Consider the following 19,504-nt stretch of genomic DNA (forward strand, 5'->3'; position numbering starts at 1 on the left):
GGACCAAGGGGGATGAGATGTGGAGAAACATCGTGAGGAGGGCGGCCTTGCTCGTCTTCCTGCTGCCGCGGACGATTGCGCCCGCTGGCGCCGAAGAGCTCAGGCCGGTGACGCTGGGATTGAGTGCCTGGCTGACGCAACCCATTGTGCAGAGTGCCTGGCATGGGGCTGAGCTGGCCATCGAGGATGCCAATGCCCTGGCGGCCAGGAAGAAATCTTCCTATCGTTTCCGCCTGCTGGCCCAGGATGATCAGGGGACCGCCAATTTCGGAGTCAACGTCGCCCGTTACTTCATCAAGGAAAAAGTCGCCGGCGTCATCGGCCCATGGAGCAGCGATGCGGCCATGGCTGCGGCCGAACTCTACGAGGCGGCCCGCGTCCCGCAGATCGGCTTTACGGCCGGCACCAGCCAGTGGACCAGCCAGGGCCACCGCATGCCGTTCCGGGTGGTCGGCGGTACCGCCGACGTGGGCGCGACGATGGCCGAGGTGGTGGTCAACACGCTGAAAGGGAAACGGATCTTCGTGATCCACAACGATTCGGCCTACAGCAATGCACTTACCGATGAACTGACGACCCGCCTGGTCAACCAGCCTGCACTGACGACCACCCGCTATCTGGTCGGGCGCCGCAGCACCGACTTCAACGCCGCCATCAAGGCGGCCAGCCAGTTTCAGGCCGATGTGATCGTGTTCCTGGCACTGTTTCCGCAGGCGTCGGCTTTTGTGGAGGAGGTCCGGCGCGCCGGGCTGCAGGCCCGGATGCTGCTGGTGGGCGGCGCATCCACGCTGTCATTCGGCCAGGCCGCCCTGCCACAGGCGTATGTATTGGAATATGAACTGGCGCCCGAACATTGCCCGCGCTGGAAACGCTTTACCCAGGCGTATGTGAATCGGTTCAGGGAGGCGCCCAGTCCCTACTCCTACTATGCCTATGACGCCGCCAGCATGCTGGCCGCAGCCATCCTGCAGAACAACTCGACCGATGGCGAACGGATCGCCGCCAGCTTGCGCGGCATGCGCCATGCGGGCCTGAGCGGGCCGATCAGTTTTACGGCCAGCGGCGCCAAGGCGGCGCCGCGCTTCCGGCTGTATCGGTATGAGTATCAGAACAAGGGACAGTGGCACCAGGTGAGCGTATTTCCACACCGGGCGGGGCTCAACGAGAAATGTCAGTGAGCGGGACCTGCAAAGTAAAAGGCCCGCTCCCAAGGGGAGCGAGCCTGTCGACTGTCGGGTGCCAGAAAACGAGGTCCGTTCAGAACGGGATATCGTCATCCATATCCGAGAAGTTCGCTGCCGGGCGCTGGGCCGGCTGCTGGCGCGGTGCGCCGCCAGCTGCTGCACCACCGCCGGCGCTCTGGCGCGGCGCAGCGCCGCCGTAGCTGCCGCCACCGCCGCCATAACCACCTTCATCCATGCCGCCACCGCCGCCGCCGGCACCCTGACGGCCGCCCAGCATCTGCATGGTGTCCGCGATGATTTCGGTGGTATAGCGCTCCACGCCTTCCTTGTCCTGCCACTTGCGGGTCTGCAGGCGGCCTTCGACGTAGATCTGCGAACCTTTCTTCAGGTACTGGCCGGCGATTTCAGCCAGCTTGCGGTAGAAGGTGATGCGGTGCCATTCGGTGAGCTCCTTCTTTTCGCCGGTGTTCTTGTCCTTCCAGCTTTCGGTCGTGGCGACGGCGATGTTGGTGACGGCTTCGCCGTTGGGCATGTAGCGCGTTTCCGGATCGCGCCCGAGATTGCCGACGATGATGACTTTGTTGACCGATGCCATTGTTTCTCCTGAATACGTTTAGGCTGTTGCACCCGCCGCCTGCGCAGCGCGGCGCGGCAGGTTTTTCATGTTAGCCGCGATTATAAGCCAGGTCAGCGTGAGGGCGGCTGAGAGAAGGAATACGGCGGAATTCCCCACATTTTGTTTGAGCCAGCCGCCCAGCGCCCCGCCACAGGACAGCCCCAGCGCCTGCAAGGTGTTGTAGACGCCCAGCGCCGCGCCCTTGGCTGCCGGCGGCGCAATGCGCGACACCAGCGAAGGCTGGGCCGCCTCCAGAATATTGAAGGCCACGAAGAACAGGAACAGCAGCGCCACCAGCATCCACACCCGCGCCAGGGGATGCGAGAGCACCGCCCAGAAGCCCAGCTGCACCAGCAGCATCAGGCTGATGGCGCCGACGAAAACTGGCTTCATGCGGCCATATTTCTCGGCCACGATGATGGGGGGCAGCATCAGCACGAAGGAGGCCAGGACCACCGGCAGATAGATCTTCCAGTGTTCCCCCAGCGGTATGCCGGCCAGTTGCACCAGGGCCGCCGGCACCACCATGAACATGGCGACCTGGGTCAGGTGCAGCGTGAAGACGCCGAAATTGAGCCGCAGCAGTTCGGCATGGCGCAAGACCTCGGCAAGGGGAACGCGGCGCGCCTGCACCATCGGCGCGGCCGGGACCACCCAGATCACCACGGCAATGGCGATGAGCGAAAGCACGCCCGTCAGGCCGAAGATGCCGCCCATGCCGATGGACTTGTAGAGCAGCGGCGAGGCCACCATCGAGACGGCAAAGGTCACCCCGATGGAAGCGCCCACCATGGCCATGGCCTTGGTGCGATGTTCCTCCCGGGTGGAATCGGCGATGAAGGCAGTGATGGCCGCCGAAATCGCCCCCGAGCCCTGCAACGCACGGCCAATCAGCAACCACAGCACATTGTGCGCACCAGCGGCCACGAAGGACCCCAGGGCGAACAGCAGCAGGCCGATGACGATGATGCGCTTGCGTCCGTAGCGGTCGGAGGCGATGCCGTAGGGAATCTGCCCGCAGGCCTGGGCCAGGCCATAGATGCCCAGGGCGATGCCGACCAGGGTGTCGCTGTCGCCGCCGGGCAGGCTGTGTGCGTGCACCGCAAACACCGGAAGGACCAGGAACAGGCCAAGCATGCGCAAGGAAAAAATGGAGGCAAGAGAAACGCTGGCGCGCACCTCGGCGCGCGACATGCCGGATTTTTCGGGCTGTGCGGTGGAACGGGTGTGGTGGGACATACGGTTCGTGGCTGGCGTTGGCGGCGCCCGGCTCGACATGGGAGCCGGACTGCGAGGCAAAAGCATTATGGTAACAGGATAGTCCCGCCCACCGGCAGCAGCGCAAGGCCGATTCATTCCCGTCTGGCGGGATTGATGTGCTTTCATGTCCTGCATCCATCGCCGAAAACCTGCCGCTTGCGATTTCCTGCGGCATTGGCGCTACACGTCCGGGCTTGTTGCACTGTCGCGCTTTGAATCTGCCGATCCATGCCCACATGCGTTTTCTGCCGCTGCAGCCCTGCCTGCCGGCCCTTCGCAGTCCTGTTATAGTTACATGTTGTCCCATCGCTGCTCCGCACAAGGCGTCATCGCATGCGGGGGCAGGCAACCCCTAGCTGAAGGCATCCATGGAAGAAATTCGCATTCGCGGCGCGCGCACGCACAATCTCAAGAATATCAACCTAGACCTCCCCCGCAACAAGCTCATCGTCATCACCGGTCTGTCCGGTTCGGGCAAGTCCTCGCTGGCCTTCGATACGCTGTATGCCGAGGGGCAACGCCGCTACGTGGAGTCGCTGTCAGCCTATGCGCGCCAGTTCCTGCAGCTGATGGAAAAACCCGATGTGGACATGATCGAAGGTCTGTCCCCGGCCATCTCCATCGAACAGAAGGCGACCTCGCACAACCCGCGCTCCACCGTGGGCACCGTCACCGAGATCCACGATTACCTGCGCCTGCTGTACGCCCGCGTCGGTACGCCCTACTGCCCCGACCACCCCGAGCATCCCCTGGAGGCGCAGTCGGTCTCGCAGATGGTCGATGCCGTGCTGGCCCTGCCGGAAGACACCAAGCTGATGATCATGGCCCCCGTGGTGGCCAACCGCAAGGGCGAGCATGCCGACCTGTTCGAGGAGATGCAGGCCCAGGGCTTCGTGCGCTTCCGCATCCAGAGCGGCACCGGCACGGCCAAGGTCTATGAAGTCGACGAGCTGCCCAAGCTGAAGAAGACCGAGAAGCACACCATCGACGTCGTCATCGACCGCGTCAAGGTCAAGGCGGAGATCAAGCAGCGCCTGGCCGAAAGCTTCGAAACCGCGCTGCGCCTGGCCGATGGCCGGGCCATTGCGCTGGAAATGGACAGCGGCAAGGAACACCTGTATTCCAACAAGTTCGCCTGCCCCATCTGCGGCTATTCGCTGCAGGAGCTGGAGCCGCGCCTGTTCTCCTTCAACAACCCGATGGGCGCCTGCCCCGAATGCGATGGCCTGGGCCATATCGAGTTCTTCGATCCCAAGCGCATCGTCGCCTTCCCCAACCTGTCGCTGGCCTCGGGCGCCATCAAGGGCTGGGACCGCCGCAACCAGTTCTACTTCCAGATGCTCACCAGCATCGCCGCCTTCTATGATTTCGACCTCGATGTGCCCTTCGAGCAGCTCGACGACAAGGCACAGCAAGTGGTGCTGTACGGCTCGGGCCGCCAGACCATTCCGTTCGCCTACGTCAACGAGCGTGGTCGCACCGTGGTCAAGGAGCATACCTTCGAAGGCGTGGTCAACAACCTGCAGCGTCGCTATCGCGAAACCGATTCGATGGCGGTCAAGGAAGAGCTGGCCAAGTTCATCAACGAGAAGCAGTGCCCGTCCTGCCACGGCGCGCGCCTGCGGGTGGAAGCGCGCTATGTGAAGGTGGGCAGCGGCAAGCAGCAGCGCGCCATCTATGAAGTCGCCGCCACGCCGCTGCGCGAGACCCTGTCCTTCTTCGAGACCCTGAAGCTGACCGGCGCCAAGAAGGAAATCGCCGATCGCATCATCAAGGAAATCGTCTCGCGCCTGACCTTCCTCAACAACGTCGGTCTCGATTACCTCTCGCTGGAACGCAGCGCCGACACGCTCTCGGGCGGCGAAGCCCAGCGTATCCGCCTGGCCTCGCAGATCGGCTCGGGCCTGACCGGCGTGATGTATGTGCTCGATGAACCCTCCATCGGCCTGCACCAGCGCGACAATGATCGCTTGATCGAAACCCTCAAGCACCTGCGCGACATCGGCAATACCGTGCTGGTGGTGGAGCATGACGAAGACGCCATCCGCACCGCCGACTACGTGGTCGACATGGGCATCGGCGCGGGCGTGCACGGCGGCGACGTGATCGCCCATGGTTCACTGCCGGACATCCTCAAGAACAAGAAGTCGCTGACCGCCAAGTACCTCAACGGCTCGCTGGAAATCGCCGTGCCCAAGAAGCGCACGCCCTGCGATGAATCGCGTATGCTGACCATCACCGGTGCCACCGGCAACAACCTCAAGAATGTCGATCTGGAACTGCCGGTGGGTCTCTTGACCTGCGTGACCGGGGTATCCGGTTCAGGCAAGTCGACGCTGGTCAATGACACGCTGTACCTGTCGGCAGCACGCCACCTGTACGGTTCGCAGACCGAACCGGCCGAGCACGAAGCCATCGGCGGACTGGAACACTTCGACAAGGTGATCGCGGTGGACCAGGCACCCATCGGTCGCACCCCGCGCTCCAACCCGGCCACCTACACGGGCCTGTTCACGCCGATCCGCGACCTGTTCGCCACCGTGCCGATGGCCAAGGAACGCGGCTACAGCGCCGGGCGCTTCTCCTTCAACGTCAAGGGTGGCCGCTGCGAAGCCTGCCAGGGCGATGGCGTGATCAAGGTGGAAATGCACTTCCTGCCGGACGTGTACGTGCCCTGCGATGTCTGCCACGGCAAGCGCTACAACCGCGAAACACTGGAAGTGCAATACAAGGGCAAGAACATCACCGAGATCCTCGACATGACGGTGGAAGACGCGCACGAATTCTTCAAACCCGTGCCGCTGATCGCCCGCAAACTGCAGACCCTGCTCGATGTGGGCCTGGGCTACATCAAGCTGGGCCAGAGCGCGACCACCCTCTCGGGGGGCGAGGCGCAGCGCGTGAAGCTGTCGCTGGAACTGTCCAAGCGTGATACCGGCCGCACGCTCTACATCCTGGATGAACCGACCACCGGCCTGCACTTCCACGATATCGACCTGCTGCTCAAGGTGATCCATCGCCTGCGCGACCAGGGCAATACGGTGACCATCATCGAGCACAATCTGGACGTCATCAAGACCGCCGACTGGATCATCGACCTCGGTCCCGAAGGGGGGGCCGGCGGTGGCCGCATCGTCGCCGCAGGCACGCCTGAGGACGTGGCCAAGAATCCTGCCAGCGTCACCGGCAAGTACCTGGGCCCGCTGCTGAAGAAGAAGTCGAAGTAAAAAAGAAGTCCGGAATTGCGCCCGCGCAAACGATACAGAAATGGCGCGCATCTGTATCTTGCGCTGCGCCGGCCATGGCATACAGTCATGCACCTGGTCGCCATCCGGCGCACAATGAAGGCTGGCCCGTCCGTCATGGACGGGCGGCCGTGCAACCCCGAAAGTCCATCATGTCGAACCCGCTGTCACCCGCCCAGGTCGCCTTCTTCCGCGAACAGGGCTATCTCCTGCTCAAGGGCATGGTCCCTGACGCCCTGCGCGAGCGCCTGCTCGCCGTCACCCAGGATCATCTGCAACGTGCCGTCGCCCCGCTGGAGTATGAGGCCGAGGTCGGCTACGAAGGCGCTCCCGTTTCGCTGGAAGCCGAAGGAGGCCGTACCGCCCGCCGTCTGCGCGCAGCCTGGCAGCGGGATCCGGTGTACCGCGAATGGGCTGCCGATGCGCAACTGGTGGCCATGCTGCATCAACTGTTCGAGGAACCGGTGTGCCTCACCCTGGCGCATCACAACTGCATCATGACCAAGCATCCGGCCTTCGGCACCGCCACCGGCTGGCATCGCGACATCCGCTACTGGTCCTTCCCGCGCAATGACCTGATTTCGGTGTGGCTGGCGCTAGGCGCGGAAACACCGGAAAACGGCGCACTCAAGTTCATCCCCGGTTCACACAAGCTCAAGCTGCAGCCGCAACAGATGGACGAACTCGATTTCCTGCGCCCGGACGTGCCGGCCAACCAGGCCCTGTTTGCACAAGGGATCGCGCTGTCACTGGAGCCCGGTGACGTCGTGCTGTTCCATAGCGGCCTGTTCCATGCCGCCGGGCGCAACGATAGCGAACAGGTCAAGTGTTCGGCCGTGTTCGCCTATCACGGCAAGAGCAACCCGCCCTTGCCGGGCACCCGTTCGGCGGCGTCCGAGGATGTGGCCCTGGACAGTTGATACGACTGTACTGGTTGGAAATTGATCACTGTACCGGCAAGGTCGGAAAACCTTGCCGGTACGGTAAGACGCTGTAACAGGTCTGTCAGCGAAGCAGCAAGCCACCCGTACCCGGCAAGGCGACCGCTGCCGGTGCCGCCCCCGTGACAGCCGTGCGTGATGCCAGCGCCGGCGATGCCGCTGCGCCGGTCACCACCGCACCTCCCAAGCGGAACACGCTGACCGCCTCGGTCAGCCGTGCCGCCTGTTCCTGCATCGACTGGGCCGCCGCTGCGGCCTGCTCCACCAAGGCGGCGTTCTGCTGCGTGGTCTCATCCATCTGGGTGATGGCGTTGTTGACTTCCTCGATGCCCTGGCTCTGCTCCTGTCCGGCCGCACTGATGTCGGTGACCACTTCGCTCACGCGCTGCACGCTCCTGACGACCTCATCGATGGTCTGGCCGGCCTGCGCCACCAGCGCGCTGCCACTGCCCACGCGGGTCACCGAATCATCGATCAAGACCTTGATCTCCTTGGCGGCCGCTGCCGAACGCTGGGCCAGCGAGCGCACTTCCGAGGCCACTACCGCAAACCCGCGCCCCTGCTCACCGGCGCGCGCCGCTTCCACGGCGGCATTCAAGGCCAGGATGTTGGTCTGGAAGGCGATGCCATCGATCACGCTGATGATGTCGACGATCTTGCTGGACGAGTGGTTGATGGAACTCATGGTATCGACCACCTGACGCACCACTTCCCCGCCGCGCACCGCCACTGCGGAGGCGGACTGCGCCAGTTCCTTGGCCTGTTGGGCGTTGTCGGCGTTGTGGCGCACGGTGGAGGTCAGCTGCTCCATGGCGGAGGCGGTTTCTTCCAGCGCACCAGCCTGCTGCTCGGTGCGCGAGGAGAGGTCGAGGTTGCCCTGTGCGATCTCGCTGGAGGCCGTGGCGATGGTGTCCGTACTCAGACGCACCTGGCCCACGATGCCCTGCAGGTTTTCGTTCATCTGCCGCAGCGCCTGCATCAGCTGGCCTGTTTCATCCTGGCTGTGTACCTCGATCTGCTGGGTGAGATCGCCCGCTGCCACCGCCTGCGCCACCTTCACAGCCCGCTGCAGGGGACGTGAAATGGCCCGTACCAGCAGTACGCCCATGAGCAGTGCCACGATCAGACCGGCGCCCATGGTCACGCCCATCACGACCAGCAAGGTCTGGTAGCGCTGCTGTGCCTGTTCATGCAGCTCGCGGCCCACGGTGCGCTGCAAGTCCATCAGTTGTGCCAGTGTGGCGTGCGCATCGGTATAGAGCTTGAGCATGGCGCCACCAGACAGTTCGATGGCCCCCTGGAAATCGCGGTTGCGCAAGGCATCGGCGGCAGCCTTGACGCCATCGGTGGCGAACTTCCGACGTTGGGGTATGAGCTTCTCCAGCAGTGCGCGCTCATCACTGTTGAGCTGGGTGTCTTGATATTGCTTGAGGACGGCGTCGTTGGCCTTGAGGGCTTTCTCGATCTTGTCCATGTTGGCGTCAATGTCGCCGGAGTCGCCCGCGATGGAGGTGGAGATGCCGTTGCGCGCCGCATCCAGTGCGGCCGACATGCGCTCCAGTTGAGAGAAGGCGACCAGTCGGTCTTCATAGAGCGAGCGCATCTGGGCATTGGTCGAGCGCAGACCGACCAGGCCCACTACGCCCGAGGCGACCAGCAGCAGCGCCAGAAAACCGATGACGAAAATCAGGCGTGCCCTGATGGTGAGTTTGCTGAACATGTTCCTCCCGGACTTCACTTTTGTTTTCTCTACAACGGATTCATTGTGTGGACCCGTAGTCCTGATGCGTGCAGGGAAGCGATATGGTCGCTTCCCTGCCGCCCGGAAACACTAGCATTTCCCGTACCAGGGGAACAGGTGTGCGAAGGCGCAAGTGAATATTTATTTTTGGCAGGCTGGAATGATGAGCTGACCTGCTGAAGTCCGCCGGATCGGCTATTTGCTGAGCAGGCGCTTTTCGGCCCGCAGGATGCTTTCGGAACTGCCGCGCAGCACCACGATGTCGCCCGCCATCAGAACGGTATTCTCGGCGGATTCCAGGCGTTGCTTTCCGCGCCGCAACATGGCGACTTCGGCACCGCATTGGGTGGGCAGGTCGATCTCGGCCAGGGTATGACCGACTGCACTGGCACCGCCGATCAGCGTCACCGATTGCAGACGCACGTTCATGCCCACGCCATCGGCCTCGGCGTCCGACATGCCGTGGAAATAACCACGCAGCGAGGCGTAACGTTCATCGCGCGCATCCTGCACCCGGTGCACCACCCGGCGCAGCGGAACACCCAGCATCACCAGTGCGTGCGAGGCCAGCATGAGGCTGCCTTCCAGTGCTTCCGGCACGACTTCGGTGGCCCCCGCGGCCAGCAGTTTTTCCAGGTCGGCATCGTCGTGGCTGCGCACGATGACGGGCAACTCGGGTTCCAGTTCGTGGGCGTGATGCAGGACCTTCAGCGCCGAGGGCGTGCTGGCATAGGTCACCACCAGCGCCGCCGCGCGGTGGATGCCGGCGGCGACCAGGCTCTCGCGCCGTGCCGCATCGCCGTAGGAGACATTGGCCCCCCCGTTGCGGGCGTCCTGCACCAGTTCCGGGTCCATCTCCAGCGCATGATAGGCGATACCCTCCTCTTCCAGCAGGCGCGCCAGGCTCTGGCCACTGCGGCCGAAGCCGGCGATGATCACGTGCTTCTGCACGCCCATGGTGCGGGTCGCCAGTTGCGTCAGGGCCAGCGATTGCAACATCCATTCATTGGCGGAGAACTTCATGACGATGGCATCGGACTTGGCCAGGATGAAGGGCGTGGCCAGCATCGACAGCACCATCGCCGCCAGGATCACCTGAATGAGCATGGGATCGACCAGCTTGAGACCACCGGCCTGGCTCAACAGCACGAAGCCGAATTCCCCCGCCTGCGCCAGGCCCAGGCCTACGCGCAGCGCCACGCCGGTGGTCGAACCGAACAGGCGCGCCAGTCCGGCGATGAGGGCGAACTTGAGCAGCACCGGTCCGGTCAGCAGGAGCAGCACCAGGAACCAGTGATCGACCAGCGTACGCACATTGAGCAGCATGCCGATGGTGATGAAGAACAAGCCCAGCAGCACATCGCGGAAGGACTTGATGTCTTCTTCCACCTGGTGCTTGAACTCGGTCTCGGAAATGAGCATGCCGGCGATGAAGGCGCCCAGGGCCAGCGACAGGCCGGCCTTCTCGGTGATCCATGCCGCACCCAGCGTAATCAACAGCAGGTTGAGCATGAACAATTCCTGCGAGCGCCGCTTGACCACGATGCGGAACCAGCCGCGCATGAGCTTGCTGCCGAAGAACAGCAGCAGCGCCAGCACCACCAGCGCCTTGCCCACCGCCCAGCCCAGCGTGACCATGATGTTGCCGGAATTGTTGGCCAGCGCCGGGACCACGATGAGCAACGGCACCAGCGCCAGGTCCTGGAACAGCAGCACGCCGAGGATGCGGCGACCGTGTTCGGTTTCCAGTTCCAGCCGTTCGGTCAGCAGCTTGGAGACGATGGCCGTGGAGGACATGGTCAGCGCCCCGCCCAGCGCGAAGGCCGCCTGCCAGCTCACGTTGGCGAACTGCGGCAACACCATCGCCGCCCCCCAGGCCAGCAGCATGGTGGCGGCGATGGTCGCAGCCACCTGCGCCACGCCCAGGCCGAAGACGATGTGGCGCATGGCCGAGAGCTTGGAGAGCGAAAACTCCAGCCCGATGGAAAACATCAGAAATACCACGCCGAATTCGGCCAGGGCATGGGTGGTTTCATTGTCCTCGGCAAAGGCCAGACCGTGCGGGCCGATGATGATGCCCACGACCAGGTAGCCCAGCATGGGCGGCAGCTGCATCATGCGGAAGGCGACCACGCCGAGCACCGCCGCAGCCAGAAGGAAAAGGGTCAGTTCCAGTCCGGAAAACATTGCTGTTGGGTTTCTTGTCAAAAGCCGCCGCAGACGGCGGGTTCGATGTGAATAAATTGGCAACGCACCAGCAAATTGCAGTTCATCCAGCCAGCGTGCAGAGTGAAGGAAAATACCGGGCGGCGACCAGAAGAAACGCCGTAGAATTCATACGTGTAGCACCACAACAGCAGAGTTATTCACCACCGCAGAGTACCCTCAGCCCCTGTTGCGATGCCATTCGCCATCCCCGTCCTGGCCGGGAATCCCCCGTGGCAGCGGTGCTGCGGTGCGACGCAACGCGGCGCTTGGCATCCAATGCCGGCAGCATTCCCTTACATCTGGCAAGTTTTTTGCTTTGCTAATTCGTTTATACTTCGGTTATGAGTGTAACCGATGACAAAACCACGCCTGCATCTTTTTCGGCCGGGGCTGCCCGTCGCGCCATCGACCTGGCACGCCAGACCCTGCAGATCGAAGCCGATGCCATCCTGGCACTGAAAGACCGCCTGCGCGACGACAGCGCCGAGCCATTGGCGCGGGCCGTGCAGGCCGTGCTGCAATGCGAAGGCCGCGCCGTCGTCTCGGGGATCGGCAAATCCGGCCACATCGGCCGCAAGATGGCCGCCACGCTGGCCTCTACCGGTACCCCCGCGCTCTTCATGCACCCGGCCGAGGCCGCGCATGGTGACCTGGGCATGGTGACGGCCCGTGATGTCTTCATCGCCATTTCCAATTCCGGCGAAACGGCCGAGCTGCTGGCCATCGTTCCCATCATCAAGCGCATGGGCACGGTGATCATCGCCATGACCGGCAACGACGACTCCTCCCTGGCCAGGCTGGCCGCCGTGCACCTCAACGTCGGCGTGGCCAAGGAAGCCTGTACCCTCAACCTGGCCCCGACGGCCAGCACCACGGCTACCCTGGCCATGGGCGATGCGCTGGCGGTGTCGCTGCTGGACGCACGCGGTTTCGTCGAGGAGGATTTTGCCCGCTCCCACCCCGGTGGTGCACTGGGCCGGCGCCTGCTGACCCACGTGCGCGACGTCATGCGCAGCGGCGAAGCGATTCCCGCCGTGCGTCCGGATGTGTCGCTCTCGGCCGCGCTGATGGAAATCACGCGCAAGGGCATGGCCATGACCGCCGTGGTCGATGAGCAATTCCGGCCTATCGGCGTGTTCACCGATGGCGACCTGCGCCGTCTGCTGGAGCGCGGTACGGACTTCACCAGGTTCCGTATCGCCGATGTCATGCACGCCCATCCGCAGACCGTCCAGCAGGACCAACTGGCGGTGGACGCGGTGCAGCTCATGGAACAGTTCCGCATCAACCAGCTGCTGGTCACCGATGCGGACGGCGTGCTCACGGGCGCGCTGCACATCCACGACCTGACTCGCGCCAAGGTGATCTGATGAACGCGCCAGCCTTCGCCAGCACCCTGCCCGCTGCAGCACTCGCCAAGGCGGCCGCGATCCGCCTGATGATCTTCGACGTCGACGGGGTACTGACCGATGCCGGTCTGTACTACGGCGACGAGGGGGAAGTCTTCAAGCGCTTCAACGCCCTCGACGGCCACGGCATCAAGATGATGCAGCAGTACGGTACTGCCGCCGCCATCATCACCGCGCGCCAGTCTCCCTACGTGTTGCGCCGCGCGCGCGACCTGGGCATTGCCCATGTGTTCCAGGGCATCCATGACAAGCGCCAGGCCTTCGAACAATTGCTGCAGCAAGTACAGCTCACCCCGCAGGAGTGCGGCTACCTGGGTGACGACATCATCGACCTGCCGGTGCTGACCCGCGTGGGTTTCAAGGCCTGCGTGGCCAACGGTCATCGTGAGGTGAAATCGCGCAGCGACTATGTCACGCAGGCCGCCGGCGGCCATGGCGCGGTGCGCGAGATCTGCGACCTGGTGCTGGCCGCACAAGGCAACTACGAGGCGGCGCTGGCGCCGTACCTGACATGAGCGGGCGCAGCGGCGAACGCCAGGCCGAACGCATCCGCCTGGCGGTGATCCTGGTGATCCTGATCGCGGCGGCCCTGGGCAGCTTCTGGGTCATGCAGGTCATGCGCGCCTCCGGCGACCAGCAGCCGGCGCAGCGTCCGCGCGGCAAACCCGACTACTATCTGGAAAACTTCAGCTACGTGAAGATGGGTCCGACCGGCCTGCCGCGCTATGACGTTTCCGGCGTCAAGATGGTGCACTTCCCCAGCGATGACTCCTTCGAGATCACCAAGCCGGTGGTGCACAACCTGGACCAGAATCAGGCGCCCATGCAGCTCTATTCGGATACCGCACGGGTCACCGACGACCAGACCCAGATCCACATGTACGGCAATGCCAATGCAATCCGCGCGCCCTACAAGGGCCGCGAAGAAATGCACCTGGTCTCGCAATACCTGCTGCTGTTACCCGATGATGAAATCGTCAAGACCGACAAGCCGGTCGCCATGACCATGGGGACCACGCGCCTCAATGGGGTGGGCATGGTGGCCAACAATGCGACGCAGGTGGTGCAGCTGCTCGGCAATGTACGCGGCTATTACGAGCCCGCACCGAAGAAACGCTAAGCCGGTTCAGTCCCGGACAAGAACGCCAAGAATCGAACAGACAGGAAACCAATGAAACGCTCACTCTTACTGCCGATGCTGATGCTGGCTGCCGTGTGCGGTGTGGCCAACGCCGAGAAGGCGGACTCCACCAAGCCCACCAACATCGAGGCAGACCAGATGGTCTATGACGACGTGCGCCAGGTGAAAACCTTCACCGGCAACGTCGTGATGACACGTGGCACCCTGATCATCAAGGCCGGCCGCGTGGTATTGACGACCGATCAGTACGGTTATGAAAATGCGGTGCTGTATGCCGCGCCTGGTGCGCTGGCAACCTTCCGCCAGAAGCGTGACGGCGGCCCCAATCTGTGGATCGAAGGCCAGGCCGAGCGCATCGAGTATTCGGAGCAGACGGAAGTGTCCAAGCTGTTCCAGCGCGCCCACATCCAGCGCATGGACGGCGACCGCATCACCGATGAAGTCAACGGCGAATTCATTTCCTATGACAGCCGCGCCGAATTCTATTCGGTCAACAACACTGCCAGCGGCCAGAGCAAGCCGGGTGCGGGCCGCATCACGGCCGTGATCCAGCCCAAGAACCCGCCGCCGGCCACGGACGCCCAGCCCGCAGCACCGGCCCAGCCGGCAGCGCGTCGTCAGAACGGAAAGGACCAGTAAGGATGGTAGCCAGTTCGCTGGTCGTTCGCGGCCTGAAGAAAAGTTACGGCGCGCGCCAGGTGGTGCGCGATGTCTCGATGGAAGTGCGCAGCGGCGAAGTGGTCGGCCTGCTCGGCCCCAATGGCGCCGGCAAGACCACCTCGTTCTACATGATCGTGGGGCTGGTACCCTCCGATGGCGGCGAGATCGACCTGGATGGCGCGCCCATTTCGCGCATGCCCATTCACAAGCGCGCCACCATGGGCCTGTCCTACCTGCCGCAGGAAGCCTCGGTGTTTCGCAAGCTGACGGTGGAAGACAACATCCGCGCCGTGCTGGAGCTGCGCCAGGAAGACGGCAAGCCGCTCTCGCGCGATGAAATCGAGGGCCGCCTCAACAACCTGCTGCACGAACTGCAGATCGAAAAGCTGCGCGAAAGCCAGGCCCTGTCACTGTCGGGCGGTGAGCGCCGACGCGTCGAGATCGCTCGCGCGCTGGCCACCGATCCGCGCTTCGTGCTGCTCGATGAACCGTTTGCCGGTATCGACCCGATTGCGGTGATCGAGATCCAGCGTATCGTGCGCTTCCTCAAGGAGCGCGGCATCGGCGTGCTCATCACCGACCACAACGTGCGCGAGACGCTGGGCATCTGCGATCGCGCCTACATCATCAACCAGGGCACGGTGCTGGCCAGCGGCAATCCGGAAGAGATCATTGCCAACGAGTCGGTACGCCGCGTCTATCTGGGCGAGCACTTCCGCATGTAAGCAGCACAGTCGCCCTACGTATCGAGCATCACCGACACCCAGGCATCACGCAACGACAGGCACAGCAACCCGCGGGCCACGCCGCTTTCAGAAAGACAGATGAAACAGTCGCTCCAGTTACGTACCTCGCAGCACCTCGCATTGACGCCGCAACTGCAGCAGTCGATCAGGCTGCTGCAACTGTCGACGCTGGAACTGCACCAGGAACTGGAACAGATCCTCTCCGACAATCCCCTGCTGGAGCGTCTCGATGACGCTCTCGACAATTCGGTGCGTCTGCTGGCCGACGGTGCCGTCTCCAGTTCGCCTTCCAGTGGCGTGGCCGACACCCCTCATGAAAACAGCGGCGAAGCGACGCCCGCTGCCAGCGATGGCGATTCCAGCTTCGAGTACCAGGACAACAATCCGGACACCGGTGTCACCGGTGATGCCGACTGGAGCTTCGATGACGTCGCCCGCAGCGGCAAGTCACCCGATGACGACGATGCCCGCCCGCAGCTGGAAGCCCATGAACTGACCCTGCGCGAACACCTGCTGGAACAGATCCGCGTGACTGCGCGCACCCTGCGCGATCGTGCGCTGCTGGAACTGCTCACCGATGCGCTCGACGAGAGCGGCTATCTGGAAGAACCGCTGGAAGACATCCTCGCGCGCCTGCCTGAAGAGCTGGGTATCGACATGGAAGAGCTGTCGATTTCGCTCAAGCTGCTGCAGAGCCTGGACCCGGCCGGCGTGGGCGCGCGCAGTGCCGGCGAATGCCTGGCCTTGCAGATCCGCCGCCTGCCCAAGATCCCCTTTGTCACGCGCAAGCTGGCGCTGAGGATCGTTGAGGATTACCTGCCGCTGTTCGCCCAGCGCGACTTCAACAAGATCAAGAAGGCTCTCGATTGTGATGACGAAGACCTGCGTGAAGCCCAGGCCGTGATCCGCCAGTGCCGTCCGCATCCGGGTGCCGAATTCGCGCGTGACGCCTCGGACTACGTGGTGCCGGACGTGATTGTCAAGCAGACAAAGAACGGCTGGCAGGTCATGCTCAACCATGAGGTCATGCCCAAGCTGCGCGTCAATGCGATGTACGCCAGTGCCTTGAAGCAGGCCAAGGGCGAAGGTTCGCTGTCCTCGCAGTTGCAGGAAGCCAAGTGGCTCATCAAGAACATGCGGCAACGTTTCGATACGATTTTGCGCGTCGCGCAGGCTATTGTGGAACGTCAAAGAAACTTCTTTTCCCATGGTGCAGTGGCCATGCGCCCCCTTGTGCTGCGTGAAATTGCTGATACACTGGGTCTACACGAGAGCACCATCTCTCGCGTGACGACTCAGAAATACATGCTCACTCCGCATGGAATGTTTGAGTTGAAATACTTCTTCGGTAGCCACGTCGCGACTGAAACCGGAGGCGAAGCTTCCTCCACCGCGATACGGGCGCTGATCAAACAGTTGATAGGAGCCGAAAACCCGCAGACCCCATTATCCGATAGCAAGATTGCGGATATGCTGGCAGAACAAGGCATGGTGGTCGCGCGACGCACAGTCGCCAAATACCGCGAAGTGTTGAAGATTCCGCCAGTCAATCTCCGCAAGTCCCTCTGAGTTTTTCCTCAGTTTTTCTGCAGTACCGTTGCTGTGTTCAGGCAAGCATCCTGACTGATGCCCACGCCATCCGACACGAAGACCGTGCCCGTGGTACAGCTGCAGCAGGATCGATTGCACGAACCTCCAGTGACTTCACGATAGGAGTCTTGTATGAATCTGACCATCAGTGGACACCACCTCGAACTGACCCCCGCCATCCGGGAATACGTGCAAAGCAAGCTCTCGCGTATCAAGCGCCATTTCGACAACGTGATCGACGTCAGCGTGATCCTGAGCGTAGATAAACTCACAGAAAAGGAAAAGCGCCAAAAAGCGGAAATCAACGTCCACATCAAGGGGAAGGATCTACATGCGGAAAGCATCGCACACGACCTCTACGCTGCCATTGACACCCTGATCGACAAGCTCGATCGCCAGGTCATCAAGCACAAGGACAAGTTGCAGGAGCATCACTCCATTGCCAAGCGCCTGCCGGACGACACGCCCGAGGATGCGGTAGCCGGAGCGGCATAAGCCAGGACACCAACGGCAAGCCACCTCGCAGCCTGCAGGGCTGCTGAGAAAGCCAGCCGGATTTCACGAGGAAGGGGCGCGCAAGCGCCCTTTTTCATTGGGGCCACAGCATCGGCGATGCCTGTGAAAAACATATAAATCATTACGCCGGGCAACTTCCCGGCAAAACCGCAGTGAACATTGTTCATCGCTCTGCTTGAATGTCTTGCGCAGCACCCTCATCTGCTGCCCAGAAGAAACTGCATACGATATAAATCATTTCCCTGATGCAATTTCCCGCCGGCTCAGACGGACGAATGGCGTGCTGCCGATTTCAACGCGCCTGCCGGCTTTTCCCTATAATGTCGGGCAATCCCATTTTTAAAGGCACAGCCATGAGCGACGTCCAATCCTGGATCAAAGAAACCGTGACCCAAAACCCTGTGGTGCTGTTCATGAAGGGCACCGCGCAGTTCCCGCAATGCGGCTTTTCCGGCAAGGCCATCCAGCTGCTCAAGGCCAGCGGCGCCGAGAACATCGTCACTGTCAACGTGCTGGAAAGCCCCGACGTGCGCCAGGGCATCAAGGAATACTCGAACTGGCCGACCATTCCCCAGCTGTACGTGAAGGGCGAATTCGTCGGTGGCTCCGACATCATGAGCGAGATGTACGCCTCGGGCGAGCTGCAGACCCTGATCAAGGGCTGAGTCTGCCCTGCCCCGTAGAGCGCGCATGAGTGCTTCTTCCAGTCAGCCCCGCCAGCGCCTGATCGTTGCGATCACCGGGGCCACCGGGGCCATCTATGGTGTCCGGCTGCTGGAACACCTGCGCAAGCATGGTCAGGTGGAGACGCATCTGATGGTCTCCGAAGCCGGCGTGCTCAATCTGCACCAGGAACTGGACATGCGGCGCAAGGATGTGGAAGCGCTGGCCGATGTGGTGCACAACGTGCGCGATGTCGGCGCGTGCATCGCCAGTGGCTCGTTCGCCTCTGCCGGCATGGTGGTGGCGCCCTGTTCGATGAAGACCCTGGCCGCCGTGGCGCATGGCCTCTCCGACAATCTCATCACCCGTGCAGCCGATGTGGTGCTCAAGGAACGCCGCCGACTGGTGCTGATGGTGCGCGAGACCCCGTTCAATCTGGCCCATCTGCGCAACATGACCTCAGTCACGGAAATGGGCGGCGTGATCTTCCCGCCCCTGCCGGGCTTCTACCAGCGCCCTGCGTCCATGGAAGAAATGGTGGATCACACGCTGGGGCGCGTGCTGGACATGTTCGGGATTGCCATGCAGTTGACGCCGGAGTGGCAGGGCATGAAGGGTAATCCGGGCTGACGTTCTTCGTGTCCCGCAACATCTCTTCCGACGCCGGATTGCAAATATCTCAGATTGGCGTGGGTCCTGCGCTGATCATCGGCTAGAGGATCAAGCCTTTCAGCGCTTCAGAAAAATGGCCGCAGCTCATCACTGCGGCCATTTCTTCATTTCGGAACAAACAAGCGCCATCAACCCCGCCCGATATAGGGCATCTTGGTCGCCATCACGGTCATGAACTGCACATTGGCCTCCAGCGGCAGGCTGTCCATGTAGAGGATGGCCCGGGCCACGTGTTCGGCATCCATGGTCGGCTCGACCTTGGTGGAGCCGTCGGCCTGCAGCGTTCCCTTCTTCATCAGGGTGGTCATGTCGGTGGAGGCATTGCCGATATCGATCTGGCCGCAGGCGATGTCATAGGCGCGGCCATCCAGCGAGGTGGCCTTGGTCAGACCCGTGATGGCGTGCTTGGTCGCGGTATAGGATGCCGAGAACGGACGCGGCGCATGCGCCGAAATCGAACCGTTGTTGATGATGCGGCCACCGCGCGGCGACTGCTCCTTCATGATGCGGAAGGCTTCCTGGGTGCAGAGGAAAACCCCGGTCAGGTTGATGTCCACCGCCGCCTTCCACTGCTCCACGCTCAGTTCTTCCAGCGACACCGGCGGGGCGAAGATGCCGGCATTGTTGAACAGCATGTCCAGCCGCCCGAAGCGTTCGCGCGTCCTGGCGAAGAGCTGCTTCACCGACGCCGGATCAGTCACGTCGGCCGCCACCACCAGCGCATGGGCAGCGTGTTCAGCGGCCAGCCTGACCGTCTCTTCCAGCACCTCCTGGCGACGTCCGGCCAGCGTCACGCCATAGCCTTCGCGCAGCAGCGCCAGGGTGATCTGCCGGCCGATGCCGGAACCTGCGCCGGTCACCAGCGCAATACGTTTGGGTGCAGCCATCGTGTGTACTCCTCACTCACGGTAT

Annotated in this window: 17 protein-coding genes; 12 read left to right on the forward strand and 5 right to left on the reverse strand. The window is 62.7% G+C overall.

The features are described 5' to 3' along the window. Window positions 1-47 precede the first annotated feature (47 nt). Complete coding sequence (locus GWL_RS16155; RefSeq protein WP_008332117.1) at window positions 48-1,178, forward strand: branched-chain amino acid ABC transporter substrate-binding protein; 1,131 nt, start codon at window positions 48-50, stop codon at window positions 1,176-1,178. 79 nt (window positions 1,179-1,257) lie between these two features. On the opposite strand, the gene ssb is transcribed toward GWL_RS16155, so the two are convergent. Together ssb and GWL_RS16165 are read right to left on the reverse strand one after the other, a co-directional pair. Continuing rightward, the gene (ssb, locus tag GWL_RS16160; protein WP_008332119.1) at window positions 1,258-1,779 is read right to left on the reverse strand and encodes a single-stranded DNA-binding protein; all 522 of its coding nucleotides are present in this window, start codon (window positions 1,777-1,779) and stop codon (window positions 1,258-1,260) included. Window positions 1,780-1,797: 18 nt separating this feature from the next. After that, complete coding sequence (locus GWL_RS16165; RefSeq protein WP_008332129.1) at window positions 1,798-3,039, reverse strand: MFS transporter; 1,242 nt, start codon at window positions 3,037-3,039, stop codon at window positions 1,798-1,800. Between the two features lie 389 nt (window positions 3,040-3,428). Between GWL_RS16165 and uvrA the strand changes: the two genes are divergently transcribed. Together uvrA and GWL_RS16175 are read left to right on the forward strand one after the other, a co-directional pair. Beyond that, the gene (uvrA, locus tag GWL_RS16170) at window positions 3,429-6,287 is read left to right on the forward strand and encodes an excinuclease ABC subunit UvrA (protein WP_008332131.1); all 2,859 of its coding nucleotides are present in this window, start codon (window positions 3,429-3,431) and stop codon (window positions 6,285-6,287) included. A gap of 170 nt (window positions 6,288-6,457) precedes the next feature. Then, window positions 6,458-7,225, forward strand: a complete 768-nt coding sequence (locus tag GWL_RS16175) for a phytanoyl-CoA dioxygenase family protein (protein WP_008332133.1) — start codon at window positions 6,458-6,460, stop codon at window positions 7,223-7,225. Between the two features lie 85 nt (window positions 7,226-7,310). On the opposite strand, the gene GWL_RS16180 is transcribed toward GWL_RS16175, so the two are convergent. Together GWL_RS16180 and GWL_RS16185 are read right to left on the reverse strand one after the other, a co-directional pair. After that, a complete protein-coding gene (locus GWL_RS16180) occupies window positions 7,311-8,966 on the reverse strand; it encodes a methyl-accepting chemotaxis protein (RefSeq protein ID WP_008332134.1) in 1,656 nt (551 codons plus the stop codon). A gap of 216 nt (window positions 8,967-9,182) precedes the next feature. Continuing rightward, complete coding sequence (locus tag GWL_RS16185) at window positions 9,183-11,174, reverse strand: cation:proton antiporter (protein ID WP_008332135.1); 1,992 nt, start codon at window positions 11,172-11,174, stop codon at window positions 9,183-9,185. 362 nt (window positions 11,175-11,536) lie between these two features. Between GWL_RS16185 and GWL_RS16190 the strand changes: the two genes are divergently transcribed. The 9 genes from GWL_RS16190 (at window position 11,537) to GWL_RS16230 (ending at window position 18,550) form a co-directional block, all read left to right on the forward strand. Next, window positions 11,537-12,565: an SIS domain-containing protein gene (locus GWL_RS16190; RefSeq protein ID WP_008332137.1), complete on the forward strand. Its 1,029-nt coding sequence runs from the start codon at window positions 11,537-11,539 to the stop codon at window positions 12,563-12,565. Further along, window positions 12,565-13,119 carry an HAD family hydrolase gene (locus GWL_RS16195; RefSeq protein ID WP_008332138.1) on the forward strand — a complete coding sequence of 185 codons (555 nt, stop codon included), beginning with the start codon at window positions 12,565-12,567 and terminating at the stop codon, window positions 13,117-13,119. Before GWL_RS16190 ends, GWL_RS16195 begins: the two co-directional genes overlap by 1 nt. Then, the gene (gene lptC, locus GWL_RS16200) at window positions 13,116-13,724 is read left to right on the forward strand and encodes an LPS export ABC transporter periplasmic protein LptC (protein WP_008332140.1); all 609 of its coding nucleotides are present in this window, start codon (window positions 13,116-13,118) and stop codon (window positions 13,722-13,724) included. The genes GWL_RS16195 and lptC overlap by 4 nt, the downstream gene beginning before the upstream one ends. Before the next feature lie 51 nt (window positions 13,725-13,775). Then, the gene (lptA, locus tag GWL_RS16205; protein WP_008332141.1) at window positions 13,776-14,384 is read left to right on the forward strand and encodes a lipopolysaccharide transport periplasmic protein LptA; all 609 of its coding nucleotides are present in this window, start codon (window positions 13,776-13,778) and stop codon (window positions 14,382-14,384) included. A gap of 2 nt (window positions 14,385-14,386) precedes the next feature. Continuing rightward, on the forward strand, window positions 14,387-15,130 hold the full coding sequence (gene lptB, locus GWL_RS16210) for an LPS export ABC transporter ATP-binding protein (protein WP_008332143.1): 744 nt from the start codon (window positions 14,387-14,389) through the stop codon (window positions 15,128-15,130). A 99-nt stretch (window positions 15,131-15,229) separates the two neighbouring features. Then, window positions 15,230-16,720: an RNA polymerase factor sigma-54 gene (locus GWL_RS16215; protein ID WP_008332145.1), complete on the forward strand. Its 1,491-nt coding sequence runs from the start codon at window positions 15,230-15,232 to the stop codon at window positions 16,718-16,720. Window positions 16,721-16,873: 153 nt separating this feature from the next. Beyond that, window positions 16,874-17,236, forward strand: coding sequence for a ribosome hibernation-promoting factor, HPF/YfiA family (hpf, locus tag GWL_RS16220; RefSeq protein WP_008332148.1), 363 nt, complete (start codon window positions 16,874-16,876; stop codon window positions 17,234-17,236). A 374-nt stretch (window positions 17,237-17,610) separates the two neighbouring features. Beyond that, window positions 17,611-17,922, forward strand: a complete 312-nt coding sequence (grxD, locus tag GWL_RS16225; protein ID WP_008332149.1) for a Grx4 family monothiol glutaredoxin — start codon at window positions 17,611-17,613, stop codon at window positions 17,920-17,922. A gap of 25 nt (window positions 17,923-17,947) precedes the next feature. Beyond that, the gene (locus tag GWL_RS16230; RefSeq protein ID WP_008332151.1) at window positions 17,948-18,550 is read left to right on the forward strand and encodes a UbiX family flavin prenyltransferase; all 603 of its coding nucleotides are present in this window, start codon (window positions 17,948-17,950) and stop codon (window positions 18,548-18,550) included. Window positions 18,551-18,720: 170 nt separating this feature from the next. On the opposite strand, the gene GWL_RS16235 is transcribed toward GWL_RS16230, so the two are convergent. Further along, window positions 18,721-19,479 carry an SDR family oxidoreductase gene (locus tag GWL_RS16235; RefSeq protein ID WP_008332152.1) on the reverse strand — a complete coding sequence of 253 codons (759 nt, stop codon included), beginning with the start codon at window positions 19,477-19,479 and terminating at the stop codon, window positions 18,721-18,723. Window positions 19,480-19,504 lie beyond the last annotated feature (25 nt).

Source organism: Herbaspirillum sp. GW103 (genome assembly GCF_000261365.1).
Lineage (GTDB): Bacteria > Pseudomonadota > Gammaproteobacteria > Burkholderiales > Burkholderiaceae_D > Herbaspirillum.

What these genes read in the sequence shown, in the direction of transcription:
- grxD (WP_008332149.1), top strand. Translation starts at nt 17,611, where the DNA reads ATGAGCGACGTCCAATCCTGGATCAAAGAAACCGTGACCCAAAACCCT.
- GWL_RS16230 (WP_008332151.1), top strand. Translation starts at nt 17,948, where the DNA reads ATGAGTGCTTCTTCCAGTCAGCCCCGCCAGCGCCTGATCGTTGCGATC.
- lptA (WP_008332141.1), top strand. Translation starts at nt 13,776, where the DNA reads ATGAAACGCTCACTCTTACTGCCGATGCTGATGCTGGCTGCCGTGTGC.
- GWL_RS16185 (WP_008332135.1), bottom strand. Translation starts at nt 11,174, where the DNA reads ATGTTTTCCGGACTGGAACTGACCCTTTTCCTTCTGGCTGCGGCGGTG.
- ssb (WP_008332119.1), bottom strand. Translation starts at nt 1,779, where the DNA reads ATGGCATCGGTCAACAAAGTCATCATCGTCGGCAATCTCGGGCGCGAT.
- GWL_RS16235 (WP_008332152.1), bottom strand. Translation starts at nt 19,479, where the DNA reads ATGGCTGCACCCAAACGTATTGCGCTGGTGACCGGCGCAGGTTCCGGC.
- GWL_RS16190 (WP_008332137.1), top strand. Translation starts at nt 11,537, where the DNA reads ATGAGTGTAACCGATGACAAAACCACGCCTGCATCTTTTTCGGCCGGG.
- uvrA (WP_008332131.1), top strand. Translation starts at nt 3,429, where the DNA reads ATGGAAGAAATTCGCATTCGCGGCGCGCGCACGCACAATCTCAAGAAT.
- GWL_RS16180 (WP_008332134.1), bottom strand. Translation starts at nt 8,966, where the DNA reads ATGTTCAGCAAACTCACCATCAGGGCACGCCTGATTTTCGTCATCGGT.
- GWL_RS16175 (WP_008332133.1), top strand. Translation starts at nt 6,458, where the DNA reads ATGTCGAACCCGCTGTCACCCGCCCAGGTCGCCTTCTTCCGCGAACAG.
- GWL_RS16195 (WP_008332138.1), top strand. Translation starts at nt 12,565, where the DNA reads ATGAACGCGCCAGCCTTCGCCAGCACCCTGCCCGCTGCAGCACTCGCC.
- hpf (WP_008332148.1), top strand. Translation starts at nt 16,874, where the DNA reads ATGAATCTGACCATCAGTGGACACCACCTCGAACTGACCCCCGCCATC.
- GWL_RS16215 (WP_008332145.1), top strand. Translation starts at nt 15,230, where the DNA reads ATGAAACAGTCGCTCCAGTTACGTACCTCGCAGCACCTCGCATTGACG.
- GWL_RS16165 (WP_008332129.1), bottom strand. Translation starts at nt 3,039, where the DNA reads ATGTCCCACCACACCCGTTCCACCGCACAGCCCGAAAAATCCGGCATG.
- lptC (WP_008332140.1), top strand. Translation starts at nt 13,116, where the DNA reads ATGAGCGGGCGCAGCGGCGAACGCCAGGCCGAACGCATCCGCCTGGCG.
- lptB (WP_008332143.1), top strand. Translation starts at nt 14,387, where the DNA reads ATGGTAGCCAGTTCGCTGGTCGTTCGCGGCCTGAAGAAAAGTTACGGC.